13 protein-coding genes are annotated in these 15,452 nt (G+C 69.5%); 3 read left to right on the top strand and 10 right to left on the bottom strand.

The features are described from left to right. Positions 1–26: 26 nt before the first annotated feature. The 4 genes from NE234_RS33980 to NE234_RS33995 form a co-directional block, all read right to left on the bottom strand. The gene (locus NE234_RS33980; RefSeq protein WP_252784993.1) at positions 27–719 is read right to left on the bottom strand and encodes a WbqC family protein; all 693 of its coding nucleotides are present in this window, start codon (positions 717–719) and stop codon (positions 27–29) included. Positions 720–760: 41 nt separating this feature from the next. After that, positions 761–1,735, bottom strand: a complete 975-nt coding sequence (locus NE234_RS33985; protein ID WP_256529872.1) for a glycosyltransferase family 2 protein — start codon at positions 1,733–1,735, stop codon at positions 761–763. Positions 1,736–1,901: 166 nt separating this feature from the next. Further along, complete coding sequence (locus tag NE234_RS33990) at positions 1,902–2,522, bottom strand: class I SAM-dependent methyltransferase (RefSeq protein WP_252784995.1); 621 nt, start codon at positions 2,520–2,522, stop codon at positions 1,902–1,904. After that, entirely contained in the window at positions 2,519–3,292 is a 774-nt protein-coding gene (locus tag NE234_RS33995) for a hypothetical protein (protein ID WP_252784996.1), read from the bottom strand. The genes NE234_RS33990 and NE234_RS33995 overlap by 4 nt, the downstream gene beginning before the upstream one ends. Positions 3,293–3,660: 368 nt before the next feature. On the opposite strand from NE234_RS33995, the gene NE234_RS34000 reads away from it, so the two are divergent. From NE234_RS34000 to rfbB, 3 genes are read left to right on the top strand one after another with little or no spacing between them, the layout of a single operon-like run. Beyond that, positions 3,661–4,395: a class I SAM-dependent methyltransferase gene (locus NE234_RS34000; protein ID WP_252784997.1), complete on the top strand. Its 735-nt coding sequence runs from the start codon at positions 3,661–3,663 to the stop codon at positions 4,393–4,395. Between the two features lie 55 nt (positions 4,396–4,450). Further along, on the top strand, positions 4,451–5,518 hold the full coding sequence (locus NE234_RS34005) for a glucose-1-phosphate thymidylyltransferase (protein ID WP_252784998.1): 1,068 nt from the start codon (positions 4,451–4,453) through the stop codon (positions 5,516–5,518). After that, positions 5,515–6,504: a dTDP-glucose 4,6-dehydratase gene (gene rfbB / locus NE234_RS34010; RefSeq protein WP_252784999.1), complete on the top strand. Its 990-nt coding sequence runs from the start codon at positions 5,515–5,517 to the stop codon at positions 6,502–6,504. The genes NE234_RS34005 and rfbB overlap by 4 nt, the downstream gene beginning before the upstream one ends. Here the strand turns inward: rfbB and NE234_RS34015 are convergent. From NE234_RS34015 to NE234_RS34040, 6 genes are all read right to left on the bottom strand, one after another. Next, positions 6,501–8,789, bottom strand: coding sequence for a hypothetical protein (locus tag NE234_RS34015; RefSeq protein ID WP_252785000.1), 2,289 nt, complete (start codon positions 8,787–8,789; stop codon positions 6,501–6,503). The genes rfbB and NE234_RS34015 overlap by 4 nt on opposite strands. Positions 8,790–8,894: 105 nt before the next feature. Further along, complete coding sequence (gene rffA / locus NE234_RS34020; RefSeq protein WP_252785001.1) at positions 8,895–10,100, bottom strand: dTDP-4-amino-4,6-dideoxygalactose transaminase; 1,206 nt, start codon at positions 10,098–10,100, stop codon at positions 8,895–8,897. Beyond that, positions 10,097–11,467, bottom strand: coding sequence for an oligosaccharide repeat unit polymerase (locus NE234_RS34025; RefSeq protein ID WP_252785002.1), 1,371 nt, complete (start codon positions 11,465–11,467; stop codon positions 10,097–10,099). The genes rffA and NE234_RS34025 overlap by 4 nt, the downstream gene beginning before the upstream one ends. Positions 11,468–11,545: 78 nt before the next feature. Beyond that, positions 11,546–12,994, bottom strand: a complete 1,449-nt coding sequence (locus tag NE234_RS34030; protein ID WP_252785003.1) for a polysaccharide biosynthesis tyrosine autokinase — start codon at positions 12,992–12,994, stop codon at positions 11,546–11,548. A 67-nt stretch (positions 12,995–13,061) separates the two neighbouring features. Then, complete coding sequence (locus tag NE234_RS34035; protein ID WP_252785004.1) at positions 13,062–14,246, bottom strand: glycosyltransferase family 4 protein; 1,185 nt, start codon at positions 14,244–14,246, stop codon at positions 13,062–13,064. Further along, on the bottom strand, positions 14,243–15,451 hold the full coding sequence (locus NE234_RS34040) for a glycosyltransferase (protein WP_252785005.1): 1,209 nt from the start codon (positions 15,449–15,451) through the stop codon (positions 14,243–14,245). The genes NE234_RS34035 and NE234_RS34040 overlap by 4 nt, the downstream gene beginning before the upstream one ends. Between the last annotated feature and the right edge of the window lies 1 nt (position 15,452).

Consider the following 15,452-nt stretch of genomic DNA (forward strand, 5'->3'; position numbering starts at 1 on the left):
CCCTGTCGCGCGCCTGTTCGGTCCGCTCACCGAACGGCGTGTTTCAGGTACCGGGCAGCGGCCGGGCCCGTGTTGACGATCAGGTCGAGGATCGTGACCTGGTGGTCGAACGGCGGATGGAGCTGGGAGTACTCCGGATAGCCGGAGTAGTCGAACCACCGGACCTCGATGCCCGCGTCCTGGAAGAGCTGTTCGTCCAGGTAGGCGCGAGCCGCCGGACCGGTCACGTACTCATCGGCGCGGGCCTTCCGGCACAGGTCGAGCACCCGCTCGGTCCTGGATCCCGCCGGGGCGTAGTCCTCGGCGCGGCTCAGATTCGCCCGGATGCCGAGCAGCGCGCAGATCCCCTCGAGGAAATGCCGGTTTATCGCCGACAGCCTGACGGACGCGCACGTGCGGTACAGCTCCTCGATGGCCGGTGCCATCTCGCCGAAACAGGGGGCCTTGCGGTATGCCTGGGTGAGGATCCGCCAGTGCCTGAGGTGCCAGTCCGGGTCGCTCACCGTGACCTCGTTGATGAGTCTGCTCAACGGGCCCCGGCTGATCGGGATCGACAGCCACCGCGCGCCCGCCTCCGTCTTGATGCGATTGCGGTTGCGCCAGTTACCCGCGGTGTACTGCACGTTGTCGAGCAGGATGAACTCGTCGACGTAGGCGATCAGATCGAAATATCCCTTCCAGGGGACATAGTTGGACTGCAGGATGGCGACTCGCTTCATGCGCTGTTTCTCTCTCGCGGAAGCCGACGGCTCTGGGCGGCTCAAGGCCGCTGGGACAGGACACCGGGAGGACACGCCGGCTCGCCGGCCGGGTCGGACCGGTTCGCCTCCGCGCGCACCACATAGGTGGGGCGGCCCATCCCGCCGGAGTGGAGCCGGCCCAGGTACTCGCCGAGGATCCCGATCGCGAGCATCTGCGCGCTGGAGAACAGCGCCACCATCGACGCCACGCTCGTGAAGCCGGCGACGGTCGTTCTCCCGGCGAAGTAGTTCCACAGCAGGACGGTGAGAAGGCAGACCCCGAAACCGCCCACCAGCAATCCGAGGTAACTCACGCATCTCAGCGGTGTCGAGCTGTAGCCGACGACCACGTTGACGGCCTGGCGCAGCAGCGCCCGCAGGGTATAGCCGGAGCGCCCCTCGGTCCGCTGATCCATGTGCACGTCGACCTCTTCGATCCGGGTGGTGCACCACGACAACGCGATGTCGAGGCACACGTACGGACCGGTCACCCCGTCCAGGCCGCTCCGCAGGAACGCCCGGAAGGCGCGGAAGGCGCTGATCGATCGCGCGCTCCGGGCGCCCAGCGGACCCGACAAAGCGATCTTCAACAGGTGTGACGAGAGGTTCCGCGCCATCCCGTGCTCGTCCTCCCGCGGGCGGCCGTAGACGAGGTCGACGTCGTCGGTGAGCGCGGCGAGCAGGCGCGGGACCTCCTCCGGCGGATGCTGCAGGTCGTCGTCCATCGTCACGATGACCTCGTGGACGGCCGCACGGACGCCGGCGATCGTGGCGTGGTGCTGACCGTAATTGCGGGCCAGCCGGATGGCGCGGACCTCGGGACGGCGCCGGGCGAGGTCCGCGGCGACCTCCCAGGTACGGTCCGGGCTGCCGTCGACCACCAGCACGACCTCGTAGCCGGCCGTCACTTCGGGCAGGACGGCGGCGAGCCGGTCGACGAGAGACGGCAAGGTTCGCGCCGATCGGTAGCATGGGACAACTACTGAAACGAACATCGATACCTCGCAGAACGCCCTCGCAGTTCTCCGCCGTCGATCTCGATTATCGCGATCACAGGTCCGCAGATCACTCGCCGGGCAAGGCGGTTTGCCGAGTCCGGAGGCTATGCGGACCGTTCGCATTCCCGCGAGGGAATCTCATGGCGAGACGAACCCGCATCCCTTACGCCAGCCGCACGACGATCGTGAAATCGTAGCCGTTGTAGTCATGCAGGAGCGCGACGTTCTTCGAGTAATGCCGCTTGCAATGATCGAAGTAGAACAGCGGGTCGCCGTAGTAGAGGTCGTCGCGCATGCGTTCCGGGTCGGAGTAGGACGTGAGCAGGTTGAAGGCGAATCCCCGAGTGCTCACCTCGGCCATCTGCGCGACCTCTTCGAGCACATACCGCTGCCATTGCGCCGGATCGAAGTCCAGTTTCATGTTGAAGGTGCCACTGGCGACGGTGTAGTCGGCCGGGATCAGGTCGGCGCGGTCGCCGACGAAGCGGACCCGGGCGTCACCGCCGTGCAGTGCCTCACCCTGCGATCGCATCGCCTCGGAGATGTCGAATCCGCAGTAGGTGAACTCGCTCCAGCGGGCCGCCAGGAACTCCGCCAGCGCCCCGTAGCCGCTCCCGTAATCGTTGACCGAGAACGGCTCGGCCCCGTCGATCACCTTGACGAGCTGCTCGAACCGGACGGTCTGCGCGGCCGGCGTGGCGAAGTCCACGCCCGCGTGCGTGGCGCCGTGCTCCTTGATCTTGTTCGCGAAGTAGGCCTCGACGTCGCGCAGCATCTCCTTCATCGGGCCTTCGCTCCCCGGGAGGCCGGGATCTTCGCCGCGGCGATCCGTGCGGAGACCCGGTGGGCCGTCAGCGAGGCCGCCCGTTTCCACGCGTTCTTGACGCCCCCGGCCCGGAGAGGAGCCCCCTCGGCGTGTTCGAGGAAGGAGTACCACGGGAGGACATCGGAGAAGTCGGTGGCGCGGTTCGCGCCGATCCACCATTCGTCGCCGAACCTGCGGCCGCTGCGGAACGCCGGCCACGCGCTCTGGTAGTGGATCCGCCACGCGTCGTGGAGGATCACGTAGCCGTGCCGTCCGATCAGGTCGGCCGCCTGGAGCACGCATCGGCGGCGCTTGCGTCCGTCGACGATGGCCAGGTCGCAGGCGAAGCCGAGCCGCGCGGGCAGCGAGATGTAGTCGTCCAGCGGCGCGAGGCGGTCCTTCTCACGCCCGGGCACCCAGGGCAGGAGCTCCCCGAAGTCATAGCCGACCGCCAGGATCCCGCCGTCGCCGAAGAATTTGCCGGTGTCGGCCTCCGCGAGCTTTTCGGCATGGGTCACGACGGCGCGATGCCGGGCGGCCAGCTCCGGTGCGACCGACGAATCGAAGTACTCCCGATGATGCTCGATCGCGAGCCACTGGTAGGGCACGCCGAGATGGTCGAGGAACCTCGTGTACCAGAGGGTGCTGCGTCCTGTTCCCCATTCGACGACTCGTAGCGGCTCGCCGTCGCGGAGGGACGCGAGCCGGTGCAGGAGCTCTTCGTAGAGGTCGGCGTCACGAACGCTCATCCACGCCTTGGGACTCTCCGTTTCGCTCCACCATGTGGTACCGGGATTCATCATGAAGGAGTCCTTTCCGTCGTGCTCGGAACGGTACCGTTCTCCTCGCGGCGCCTCCGTACGGTGACCGCTTGCCGCCTGTATGCGCGTGTCGTTCACTGGTACGTCCACGGCGAAAGCCGAAGGTCACGGCGACCCTTCTGAAATCGACGCGCTCCGGCGAATCGAGTCACATATCGTCATTCGCGGCTCTCGGCCCGCGCGCAAATGGCTCATGCATTCTCCGGTAGTGATCGGTAAAGGCGCCGACGCGACGGTTCGGTGCCCGGGCGCCGCGTGGAATCGTGTATCGCAGCGGACCGCCGGAGGGGGAGGTTGTGGACGCTTCTGCCATACGCACCACCACGGCTCTGGAAGACCGTCACTGGTGGTACCTCGAACGGCGCAGGCTCATCGCCCGCGAGGTACGGAGGCTCGGCGCCCCCGGGAAGGCGCTGGACATCGGCGCCGCCGGCGGCGGGAACACGCGGGTCCTGCGCAGCTGCGGATGGCAGGCGCTCGCCGTCGACTACAGCGAGACCGGCGTGGAGATCGCTCGCCGGCGCGGGGTGGACGCGATTCGCGCCGACGCGCGTGACCTGCCCATGGCCGACGGAAGCCACGACCTCGTCTTGGCCTTCGACGTCCTGGAGCACATCGAGGAGGACCACCTCGCGGCCGCCGAGATCGCCCGGGTGCTCCGCCCCGGAGGCACGGCGCTGATCGCGGTACCCTGCGACATGACGCTCTGGTCCGCGCACGACGAGGCCAGCGGCCATTTCCGGCGCTACGACCGGGAGACCCTCACCGATCTCATCACCGGATCGGGACTCGTGATCGACAGCATGTGGAGTTGGAACGTTCTGCTGCGTCCGGTCGTCGCGTGGCGACGGCGCTCCTCGACCGGAGGCGACGTGTTCCGGTTGCCCGCGCTCGTCAACCTGGGCCTCACGGCCGTCATCACCGCGGAACGCTATCTGCCGGTGCGGAGGCTGCCGGGGGTGTCGCTGATGCTGCGAGCACATCGCCCTCCGGCCTTCTCCCGCGAACTCGACGGGCGCGGCCGTACGTGACGCGCGGACGGCACCGCGCGTCACATGGTCGTCCAGCCGCCAACGAGGTGACCCCATGAAGGCATTGGTCCTGGCCGGAGGGCGTGGCACACGCCTGCGTCCGCTCACTCACACGTCGGCGAAGCAACTCGTGCCGGTCGCGAACCGGCCGGTGCTCTTCTACGGCCTGGACGCGATCAGAGAGGCGGGGATCACCGAGACCGCCATCGTCGTCGGGGACACGGGCAAGGAGGTACGGGCGGCGGTCGGCGACGGGACCGAGTTCGGACTGAAGGTGTCCTACATCCAGCAGGAGGCGCCGCTGGGCCTGGCGCACTGCGTCCTGATCGCCCGGGACTTCCTCGGCGAGGACGACTTCGTCATGTACCTCGGCGACAACCTGCTCATCGGCGGGATAGCGGACCTGGTGGCGGCCTTCCGATCCGGCACGTACGCCGCGCAACTGCTCCTCAGCCGGGTCGCCGAGCCGCAGTTCTACGGAGTGGCGGAGCTCGACCCCACCGGTGCCATCCGCAGCCTGCAGGAGAAGCCCGACGTACCGAGGAGCGATCTGGCCATCGTCGGCGTGTACATGTTCTCCTCCGCGGTGCACGAGGCGGTGCGCGCGATCACCCCGTCGGCCCGCGGCGAGTTGGAGATCACCGATGCGGTCCAGTGGCTGATCAACCATGACCATCCGGTGCACTCCTACCTGGTCAGCGGCTACTGGAAGGACACCGGCCGCCTGCGGGACATCCTCGAGTGCAACCGCATCGTGCTGGAACGGGTCGAGGCCCGCACCGAGGGGACCATCGGCGGGCGCACGGAGATCGAGGGACGGGTCGTCGTCCAGCCGGGCGCCGTGGTCGAGGACTCGGTGCTGCGCGGGCCGATCGTCATCGGGTCCGGAACGAAGGTGGTCCGCTCCTACGTCGGACCGTTCACGTCCATCGCGGAGGACTGTGTGATCGAGGACGCGGAGCTCGAATATTCGATCGTCCTCGGGAGTTCGACGATCCGGGGTGTTCCCCGGATCGAGCATTCACTGATCGGCCGGGACGTCGAGGTGACCGGTGCCTCGCGTGTTCCCAACGCCCACCGGCTCATGGTGGGCGATCACAGCAAGGTGCAACTACGGGCATGAGATTCCTCGTCACCGGCGGAGCCGGGTTCATCGGATCGAACTACGTTCACGCCCTGCTGAGCGGGGCCTACCCCGGCTTCGAGGACGTGACCGTCACCGTGCTGGACAAGCTGACCTACGCCGGCCGGGCGGCCAACCTGGCGTTCGCTGCGCATGATCCGGCGTTCACGTTCGTACGCGGGGACATCACGGACGGTGACCTGCTGCGGCGGCTGCTCCCCGGGCACGACGTCGTCGTCAACTTCGCCGCGGAGTCTCACGTCGACCGGTCGATACACGATGCCGCCGGCTTCGTGGACACCAATGTGGCGGGGACGCAGCGGCTGCTCCAGGCGGCCGTCGAGGCGGAGGTCCGGACGTTCCTGCAGGTCTCCACGGACGAGGTGTACGGCTCGATCGAGGAGGGATCGTGGCCCGAGACCGATCCCCTGCTGCCCAACTCGCCGTACTCCGCGTCGAAGGCGGGTGCGGACCTCCTCTGCCACGCGTACCACCGCACCTACGGGCTGGACGTGCGCGTCACGCGCTGTGCGAACAACTACGGGCCGCGTCAGTTCCCCGAGAAGGTCATTCCGCGGTTCATCACCAACCTGCTCGACGGGCGCAGGATCCCGCTGTACGGCGACGGCGGGAACGTCCGTGAATGGCTGCATGTGGACGACCACTGCCGCGCGATCCAGCTCGTCCTGCAGAAGGGCGACGCGGGCGAGACGTACAACATCGGCGGTGGCGCCGAGATGACGAATCTGGAGCTCACCGAGAGACTGCTCGCCGCGCACGATGCCGGGTGGGACATGGTCGAGTACGTCGAGGACCGCCCCGGCCACGATCGCCGCTACGCGCTGGACACGACCAAGGTCCGCGGACTCGGTTACCGGCCCGAGGTGGATTTCGACGAGGGGATCGCGGCGACCGTGCGCTGGTACGCCGACAACGAGGCCTGGTGGCGGCCGTTGATCGCACACCGGCGGAATGGGCTCGTCTAGATCTCGTAGACGGACCAGTCTCCGGCCGTGAACCGCAGCCGCGCGAGGTGCGCGAGCGCAGGGGCGGGGCCGTCGTGGCGCCGGTCGACGAAGAGCCAGCGGACGCCGTACCGATCGCGAAGCCATCGTACGGTGACGGGCGAGGGACGATGGAACGCCGCGTCGTTGTCCGCCAGCCGGCCACGGTCCCAGAACGGCACGGCGGCGTCCTCCACGTGCGTCTTCGCGGCCTCCTCCGGGGTCCTCGCCTCGTAGGACCAGCCTTCCACCAGGACGCGGCGCTCGGTGTACGCGGCCACCGAGAAGTGCTGAGCGTCGCAACGTCCGGGGTGCGACGTGGTACAGATCGAGTTGGTCGCCACCACGTCGCCGGGGCGGGAATGGTCGCGCAGCCAGCGCCCCGCCGCGATGGTGCCCGGGGTGATGACGGTCGTCGGTGACGTCTGCACGACGCCGCGCCAGGCGTCCCGCACATGAGCGGCGGTCGTCGGCAGCACGAGCCCCATGACGAACGCGGCGGCGATCGCCGGCGAAGCCGGTCGCAGGGCGAGGCGCCGGCGGCCGGCCACGGCCAACGCCGCCAGGAGGACCGCGACGGCGCAGACGAGGACGAGGAATGGGCCGACGACGCGCTGCACGGTCACGCCCGCGGCCGGCCTCGGCCCGTCGTTCAGCCAGCGGATCGTCAGGATCAGAGCCACGCCACCGCCCATGGCGGCGAGCAGCGCGCGCCGGAATCTCGCGTCCTCCCGTGGCGGGAGCACGGCCACCAGACCGTGCACCGCGACCAGGCAGAGGTACGGTGCCGCGCCGTACAGGAACTGACGCTGGGAACTACCGGGGAAACGCAGGATCAGGCCCGCCGCGGCTCCGGAGACGCCGACGCCGAGCAGCAGGAGCACGGGTGCGTCGAGCACGGCCGCCGGCCGGAAGGCGAGCATGATCAGGCCGACCCAGACACAGCCCAGCCCGAACACGCAGATCAAGACCACGGCGAGCTTGAGGGAGAATGACGGGCCCGTCGTCGCGCCGACGTCCGCGGCGACCGTGCCGAAGATCGACAGCGGGTGCACGACCAGTCCGTCGGAGGTCCCACCGAAGATCGCTATCTGCGCGAACAGCACAGCCGTCGTGACCATGACGGCGGCCACGGCGGCGGTTCGATGGAGCCGCCGCCGTACGAGCGCGGTCACGGCCAGCACACAGAGCAGGCCGCTGAGGAGGATCGGCAGGAAGACCGACTTGGAACCGAGCGTCGCGGCGAGCAGGACGGCGAACAGGACCCACGGGCCACGGGCCGCCCTCGGCCGCCGGAGAAGATCGATGAGGAGGAGGACCAGGGCGGCGAACAGCATCGCGCCGAAGGCCTGGGTGGGACTCCACCACGGGACCTCGTCCCGCAGGACGATGTCCGCTCCGAGGCCCGGCGCCCAGGGGCAGGGACTGGGGCAGCGGGCGAAGACGGCGAGCCCGAGCGCCGCCAGGCCCGGCCACCACCCGCCGGTGAGGCGTCGGGCGATCATCGCCGTCAGGACGATCGAGGCCGCCAGGACCGGCAGCAGGTAGAGGCGGTAGAGCAGGACTTCGGGCTCGATTCCCGTGGCCCAGCTGGTGGCCGCCATGTCGGCGTAGACGAACCAGTGGTAGTGCAGCGGCTCGCCGAGCACGAAGGGCGAGGCCGGCGGGACGTGGTGCTTCAGCTCGCCCAGCAGGCCGAGGTGGAACGGCATGTCGATGTAGGGCGCCGCGTATCCGGGCCAGGCCAGCCGGTGATCACGGAAGAACGACGTACCGCTCGCCATCACGGCCAGCGCGACGAACGCCGCCAGGCCCCAGGAGAACGCCGCGGGCACCCGGCCGGCACGGCCGGCCCCTCTCCAGTACGGGCGGAGCGCCGGTATGGCCACGAAGGCGATGATCGTGGCGATCGGCCACGCCGGCACGAGCAGCGGCAGCCCGGCCCAGCGCTCGGGGAGGTAGCCGAGCACGGTGATCGCGTGCCCGAGGGCGGTGCCGGCCGCCGCGTCCTCGGCGAGATGCCGTGCGCCACCGCGGAGGGCACGGACGAGGAGCGTGCCCGGCAGAGTCACGGCGAGCACCGAGAACACCCCGAACACCGCCGTCTGGCGGTGATCGACGCCGTAATGGTGGAGTACCGCCACGGTGAGCGCCAGGACCGATCCGGCGGGCGGCCAGCCCGACGACAGGGCCTCGCGGACGGAGAGCCGGGACCTCGCCCTCCTGACCTGCCCTGTCGCGTCGCGGGCCGTCTGAACCGGTGTCAATGAAACCCCTTGTGATCTTCTCTCGGGACAAAGGCCCACCGTGGGCGTCGAACGGATCTCGCCTCCTGCCGGGGAGAGCGGGGGTGCCCGGCCTTCCCGGGCGGGTCAGCCGGGGCCGTCATACGACAGGACGCTCTCCACGACGGCGTCCACCTCGGCGTCGGACATCGCCGCGGAGAGCGGAAGCCGGACTATCCGGTCGGCCACGTTCTCGGTGGTCGGGCAACCTCCCGGAGCGATGCGCCCGTAACGCAGCCCGCCGGGCGAGGTGTGCAGGGGCTGGTAGTGGAAGACCGCCTGCACCCCCCGATCGGCGAGGTGACGCAGGAAGGCCTGACGGCTGGCCAGATCGGGCAGCAGCAGGTGGTAGAGGTGCGCCGGGTGCTCGCAGCCGGCGGGGACGAAGGGCCGCCTGATCCCGCGTTCCTCGACCCGGTCTGCGAGCCGCCGATCGTACGACGCCCAGATGCGGTGCCGTCGGCGCTGGATGTCCTCCATCGCCTCCAGCTGCGCCACGAGGAAGGCGGCCAGGAGCTCGGACGGCAGGTAGCTGGAGCCGTTCTCGACCCAGCGATACTTGTCCACCATGCCGCGGAAGAACTGACTGCGATTCGTCCCCTTCTCGCGAATGATCTCCGCGCGTTCGACCAGCCGCGGATCGTTGATGACCAGGGCGCCGCCTTCACCGCACTGAACGTTCTTCGTGGCGTGGAAGCTCTGAGTGGCCAGCGCGCCGAAGGAGCCGAGCGGGCGGCCCTTGTAACGGCCGCCGAACCCGTGCGCGTTGTCCTCGACGATCGTCAGGCCGTGCCGGTCGGCGATCGCCGTGATGGCGTCCATGTCACAGGCCACGCCCGCGTAGTGGACGACGACGATCGCCCGGGTGCGGGAGGTGATCGCCGCTTCGATCCGGCGCTCGTCCAGGTTCAGGGTGTCCGGGCGGCAGTCGGTGAACACCGGGACCGCACCGCGCAACGCCACCGAGGTGGCCGTCGATACGAAGGTGAACGACGGCATGATGACCTCATCGCCCGGCGCGAGGTCGAGCAGCAGCGCGCTCATCTCCAGCGCGTGCGTACACGAGGTCGTCAGGAGCGCGGCGGGAGCGCCGGTGACCTCGGCGATCAGGGTGTTCGCCCGCCTCGTGAACGGGCCGTCGCCCTCCAGGAGCCCGCTGGCGAGCACCGCCGTCATGTGCCGTTGTTCCGTCCCCGTGACGTACGCGCGGTTGAAGGGCACGGCCGGCGTCCCGGTCGGAGCCGTCCGGTCCGTCGTCCCGGTGGAGGTCGCCCGGTCCGTCGTCCTGCTCACGACTCGGCGCTCGTTTCCGGTGCCCGGAGCGCTCGGCGCAGGTACCAGGAGACGGCGAGGCCCCCGATGATCACCGGGAACGTCCGGCCCAGCCCCCAGTAGAAGATGCGTCCCATCTCGAGCAGCCCGATGTAGAGGACCGAGTAGAGGATCAGCGCGCCCACGTCGCCCGAGCGCAGTGCGCGGTAACAGATGCCGAGGGCGAGTCCGAGGACCGTCCACCAGATGAGCGCGCCGGCCAGGCCGTAGTCCGCGACCGCCAGAAGAAGGGATCCATTGTTGACGAATTCGAGGTTGCCGTACTGCTGCAGGACCTTCGACCACTCGTCCAGGCTGATGCCGAGGACGCTGCGGGGGTCCAGCAGCGACCCGAGTACCGGGGCGCTCCAGATGAACGGAACCGTGAAGAACGGCGCCTTCGTGTAAGGCGCGAGGCGCGCGAGGAGAATGGCCGAGTTGTTGGACGCGGTGGCGTAGTACCCGCCGAGCCGGAGCATGATGAACTCGCCGAAACCCACGTCCCCGTACTGGGGATGGCGATCGTTCCAGCTCCGGGTGAACTCGAAGACGGCGAAGACGACGGCCAGCGCCAGCGGAGCGAGTAAGGGGAGGGCGGCCCAGAACAGCTTGCGCCGGGACCGGCGCGTGGTCCCGGTCCGCGTGGCCGCGGCCAGCACCACCGCCGGGATCGCCATCTCGAACAGCGCGAGGCGCTCGGCGTTGATGAACACCCTGACCAGCGTCAGGACCGCCAGCAGTGCCAGGGACCAGTGGTGCCGCCGGCCGCTCATCCGGCGGTCGAGCAGCAGGCACACGAGCGCCAGCGGCCCGAACTGGGTCAGCGTCGTGACGCCGGGGGCGGTGGAGAAGTACACCTGTTTCTCCACGATCAGCGCGCCCTGGTCCAGGTGCATCGCGCTGATGAACTGCGCGACGCCGTATCCGCGCGACAGCGCGAGGAGCATCCAGACGGCGTACCCGGTGACGGTGAGGGCCAGGAAGACGTTGCCGGCCCGCCGGAGGATCCGCCGCTGCGCCGCGCTGGTGGTCAGCCGAGGGCCCCGGACCGGAACCCGGCCGCGGGCGAGGGACGGCACCATGGCGCCGGCCACGAAGGCGCCGAGGAGCAACAGGCTGGTCAGGGCGGTCACGGAGCCGAAGTACTTGGGAGTCCGCCACCACAGGAGGTAGTCCTCGCCGGGAGTCATCCAGGCGACGGCGAGGCACGGCAGCACCGTGAGGATCGCGGTCCAGGAGGGGTGCAGCCACCAGGCGCCATCGCGAACCCGGAGCGGACTCGGGCCGGATGCCTCGGCTTCGGTCGCCCCCGGCCGGTCACCGAGGGCGGCGAATGTTCGAGTGGTCACGGACGCTCCAGCCTTGATCGTGTCTCGTGGAACCCCGCCACGGCGACCTCCTCCGATGAGTCCGCCGGGCACGGATGGTCAGGCGGTGGGCTCGTGCGTTGCCGCGCTCGGCACCGGCTCGAGGCCGTCGGAACCCCGCGGTACCGGGCTCTCGGAGTTCCTTGCCCCGGGGACCCTGCCGGGGGAGATGTAGCGGTAGTAGCGGTCGTTGCTGCTCGGCTTCGTCATGTTCACGACGACGCCCAGGGTCTCCGCGTTCACGGCGGCGAGGCTCTCCGCCGCGGACCGCAGTTCGTCGTACTTCGTCCGTCCCGCCCGTGCGACGAGGATGACCCCGTCACAGCCGGACGCGACGACCGCCGCGTCGGCGACCGGGAGGAGCGGGGGAGAGTCGACGATGACGTAGTCGGCGTGCTCCCGCAGTTCTTCCAGGACCTGCTGCATCCTCCGCGTGCCGAGCAGTTCGCTGGGGTTCGGCGGCACCGGACCGCTGGTGACGACCTTGATCGTTGATCGTCTCTTGGCCTGCTGGACGACATCGGCGATCTTCGCCTGACCCGCCAGCACGCTCGTGAGGCCGGCTCCTTCGACGAGCCCCAGAGAGGCGGCGATCGATGAGCGCCGCAGGTCGGCGTCCACGAGGACGACGCGGGCACCGTCATCGGCGAGGGAGAACGCGACGTTCAACGCGGTGCTCGACTTGCCGTCGCCCCGGTGCGGGCTGGAGATGACGATCGTTCGCGGAGGCCGGTCGACGCCGATGAACCGCAGGTTGGTCCGGAGCTTGCGGTACGCCTCGGCGCGCTTGCCGAAGCGGTCGGTGTCGTCGGCGAGGACGTGCCTGCGCGCGGCGAATTCGCGCGGGACCTCGCCGAGCACGGCGAGACCCTTGATCCGGCTCACGTCCGCGGCCTGGCCGATCCGGGTGTCGAGGGCGTCCTTCAGCGCGCCCGCCGCGATTCCGGCGATCACGCCGAGAACGAGGCCGATGATGATGTTGAGCATCGGTTTCGGGCTGCTCGGCTCGGCCGGGACCGCGCCTGGGCGTACGACGTGGATCTGGATCGCCCAGGGCCGGCCCGCCTGTGGCCCTTCCAGGTCGGAGACCGCCTTGGCGAGATGCCGGGTCACGCTGTTGACGATGCGCGCGGCCATCACCGGGCTGGAGGCGGAGGCGCTGACGTTCAGCAGCGCGGTGTCCAGGGGCACCTCGACCGACAACCGCTTGGCGAGGGTGTCCGGCCGCATGCGCAGGCCCAGTTCCCTGAGGACCGGCTCCGTGACCGTCGGCGTGGTCACGATGTCGGCGTACGAACGGACCTTCTGCTGGCTGAGCAGCGTGCCCTGGTACGCCTGGTCGAGCCGGTCCGTCGTCTGGGAGAGGGAGAAGAAGACCGACGCCTTCGACTCGTAGGTCGGTGACTGCAGCATGGTGATGAGCTGGGCGACGACGACGCCCAGCACCGGTGCGATCGCCAGCAGCACCAGGTGCCGGCGGAGCCCACGTACCAAATCACTGATCGTCACGCGATCTCCTAGTCGATGTCCGCTGTCGACGGTGACGCGCCGACGTACCAATGAGCTCCGCGACCGATCACGCCGCCGCTCCCGGGACGAGGCCGGTGAAGACCTCCAGATGCCTTCGGGCGCATTCGGCCCACGTGAACCGCCGCGCGTTGACCTGACCCCGGGTCCGCAGGACCGAGGCGAAGGCGTCGTCGGTGAGGACGTCGCGCAGCGCCCCGGCGATGGAACCCGGACCGAGGTCGGTGATGACGCGGGCCGCGTCTCCGGTCACCTCGGGCAGCGCGCCCCGGTCGGAGGTGACGACCGGTGTGCCGCAGGCCATCGCCTCGACGACCGGGAGCCCGAACCCCTCGTGGCCCGACGGCAGTGCGAACACGGCCGCGGCCCGCATCAGCGGCGCGACGAGCTCCGCCGGAACCTGGCCGAGGTACCGCACGTGAGGGGCGTCCGCCAGCAGTCCTTCGATCGGCCCGGACCCGCGGAAGGATCCACCGGCGACGACCAGCGGGACCCCCAGCCGGCTGATCTCCGGACGGCCGACGGCCTCGACGAGCGCCGGTACGTTCTTGCGGGGATCGAGGTTGCCGAGGTACAGGACGAAGCGCTCCGGCAGGCGAAGACGATGGAGGAGCCGGCCGTCCGCGGAGCCGTCGGGATGGAAGCGCCGGGTGTCGATGCCGTGCGGGATGACGTGCAGGCGGTCCGGCGGAACGCCGAACTCCGCCTCGATCTCCCGCGCGGAATTCGCGGAGACGGTGATGACGGCGGCCGCGAGATCGGTCAGCCGGGCCACGCGCATCCGCCACGTCCGCTCCCACACGGCACGGCGCAGACCCGGAACGCGGACCGAGGGAACTCCGTGGACGGTCGCCACGATCGGTATCCGGGCGGGGAAGAGCGCCCCGGTGTCCCCGGGGTAGTGCAGCAGATCGGCCTGCCGGCGGTCCACGCCCCGGGGCCAGGCGACGCCCTCCGCGGCGGCGTAGGCGAGCGCGCGTACGACGCCCGTGCGCCCGTCACCCGGCGGGGTCATCACGTCGGCCGTCACCCCGAGGCGGGCCAGGTGGTGATAGAGCCGCTCCGCGTACGTGGTGTTGCCGCCGACGTTGCGGCTCAGGACCTTGCCGGTCAGCGCGACCCGGATACGCGGCGACGTGGCCTCGCCGGCGAGCGCGGCCCGCCGGACCGGCCTGACCGTACGGTCCGGCGCGAGTGCTGCGCGTGCGTCGCCGGCCGGTGGGACGTGGGTCATGCCGTCCGCACCTCCGTCGGCCTCCGGCTCAGCGCGGTGACGAAGTCCTTCATCTTCTCGATGAAGATCGCCTCGTCGAACCGGGCGGCGTGGTCCCGGAGGGCCCCGGGTTCGAACCGCATCCCCTCGAAACGGCGCAGCGCGTCCTTAAGGGAGTCGACGGTCTGCCGGTCGAAGAACGTCCCCGTCAGCCCCTCGACGACGGTCTCCTGCAGACCGCCCCCGTTGAACGCGATGACCGGCCGTCCGCTCGCCATGCTCTCGAGCGGGATCAGGCCGAAGTCCTCTTCGGCGCAGTGGATCAGCGCTCTGGCCCGGCGGTAGTAGCCCGCCATCTCCGTGTCGCCGACCCAGCCGGTGAACCGGGTCCTCGGGCCGGCGATCGCCCGCAGCCGGGGCAGCTCGCTGCCCGTTCCGGCGACCACCAGGGGCAGATCCAGGTCCCGGCAGGCGCGCACCGCCAGGTCGACTCGCTTGTAGGGGACCAGCCGCCCGGCGATGAGGAAGAAGTCGTCCGGCCCGTCGCTTTCGATCGAGAAACGCGACAGTTGAATGGGCGGGTGGATGACGACGGCGTTCCGGCGGTAGTACTTTTCTACCCTTTGCGCGACGAATGCCGAGTTGGCGACGAAGGCGTCGACGCGTGCGGTCGCGGCCAGATCCCACATCCTCATATGCCTGATGAAAGCGGGCATGGCCAATCGGATAACTGGGTTCAAGGGCCCGAAACCTGGATTCTTTGCATAGCGGTAGTGGTCGCTCCAATAATAACGGGTCGGCGTGTGGAGGTAGCAGATGTGCGGCGTCTCGGGGCGTGTCACGATGCCTTTCGCCTCGGCCGAGCAGCTCGAGATGACGACGTCGTAGGAGCTGAAATCGAATGATTCAAAGGCGAATGTCCGGAGAACCGGGTAGAGCTGGTGCCGGGTGGCGGCGAGCGGCCATTTCTGCAAGAACGACGTCCGCACCTGGGCCTGCGCGAACTGTGGCAGCGCCCGGGGTGCGAAGACCGACGTGTAGATCGGTGCGTCCGGGAACGCCTTGTGCAGACTCCACAGGACGCGCTCGGCCCCGCCCTGGTTGGTGAGCCAGTCGTGGACCAGTGCGACCTTCAGGCTGCTTCCCTCGCCTCGCCCGCGCGGGGCGGGAATCGCGCCGAAGTCCGGCCGGCCGTCCGACGGGGCCTCCACTTGCATTCGTGTCATC

The organism is Actinoallomurus rhizosphaericola (assembly GCF_024055675.1).
Lineage (GTDB): Bacteria > Actinomycetota > Actinomycetes > Streptosporangiales > Streptosporangiaceae > Actinoallomurus > Actinoallomurus soli.

Excerpts from the sequence above, each read along its gene's own strand:
- NE234_RS33995 (WP_252784996.1), bottom strand. The coding sequence starts at position 3,292 with ATGAGCGTTCGTGACGCCGACCTCTACGAAGAGCTCCTGCACCGGCTC.
- NE234_RS33990 (WP_252784995.1), bottom strand. The coding sequence starts at position 2,522 with ATGAAGGAGATGCTGCGCGACGTCGAGGCCTACTTCGCGAACAAGATC.
- NE234_RS33985 (WP_256529872.1), bottom strand. The coding sequence starts at position 1,735 with ATGTTCGTTTCAGTAGTTGTCCCATGCTACCGATCGGCGCGAACCTTG.
- rfbB (WP_252784999.1), top strand. The coding sequence starts at position 5,515 with ATGAGATTCCTCGTCACCGGCGGAGCCGGGTTCATCGGATCGAACTAC.
- NE234_RS34035 (WP_252785004.1), bottom strand. The coding sequence starts at position 14,246 with ATGACCCACGTCCCACCGGCCGGCGACGCACGCGCAGCACTCGCGCCG.
- NE234_RS34040 (WP_252785005.1), bottom strand. The coding sequence starts at position 15,451 with ATGACACGAATGCAAGTGGAGGCCCCGTCGGACGGCCGGCCGGACTTC.
- NE234_RS33980 (WP_252784993.1), bottom strand. The coding sequence starts at position 719 with ATGAAGCGAGTCGCCATCCTGCAGTCCAACTATGTCCCCTGGAAGGGA.
- NE234_RS34005 (WP_252784998.1), top strand. The coding sequence starts at position 4,451 with ATGAAGGCATTGGTCCTGGCCGGAGGGCGTGGCACACGCCTGCGTCCG.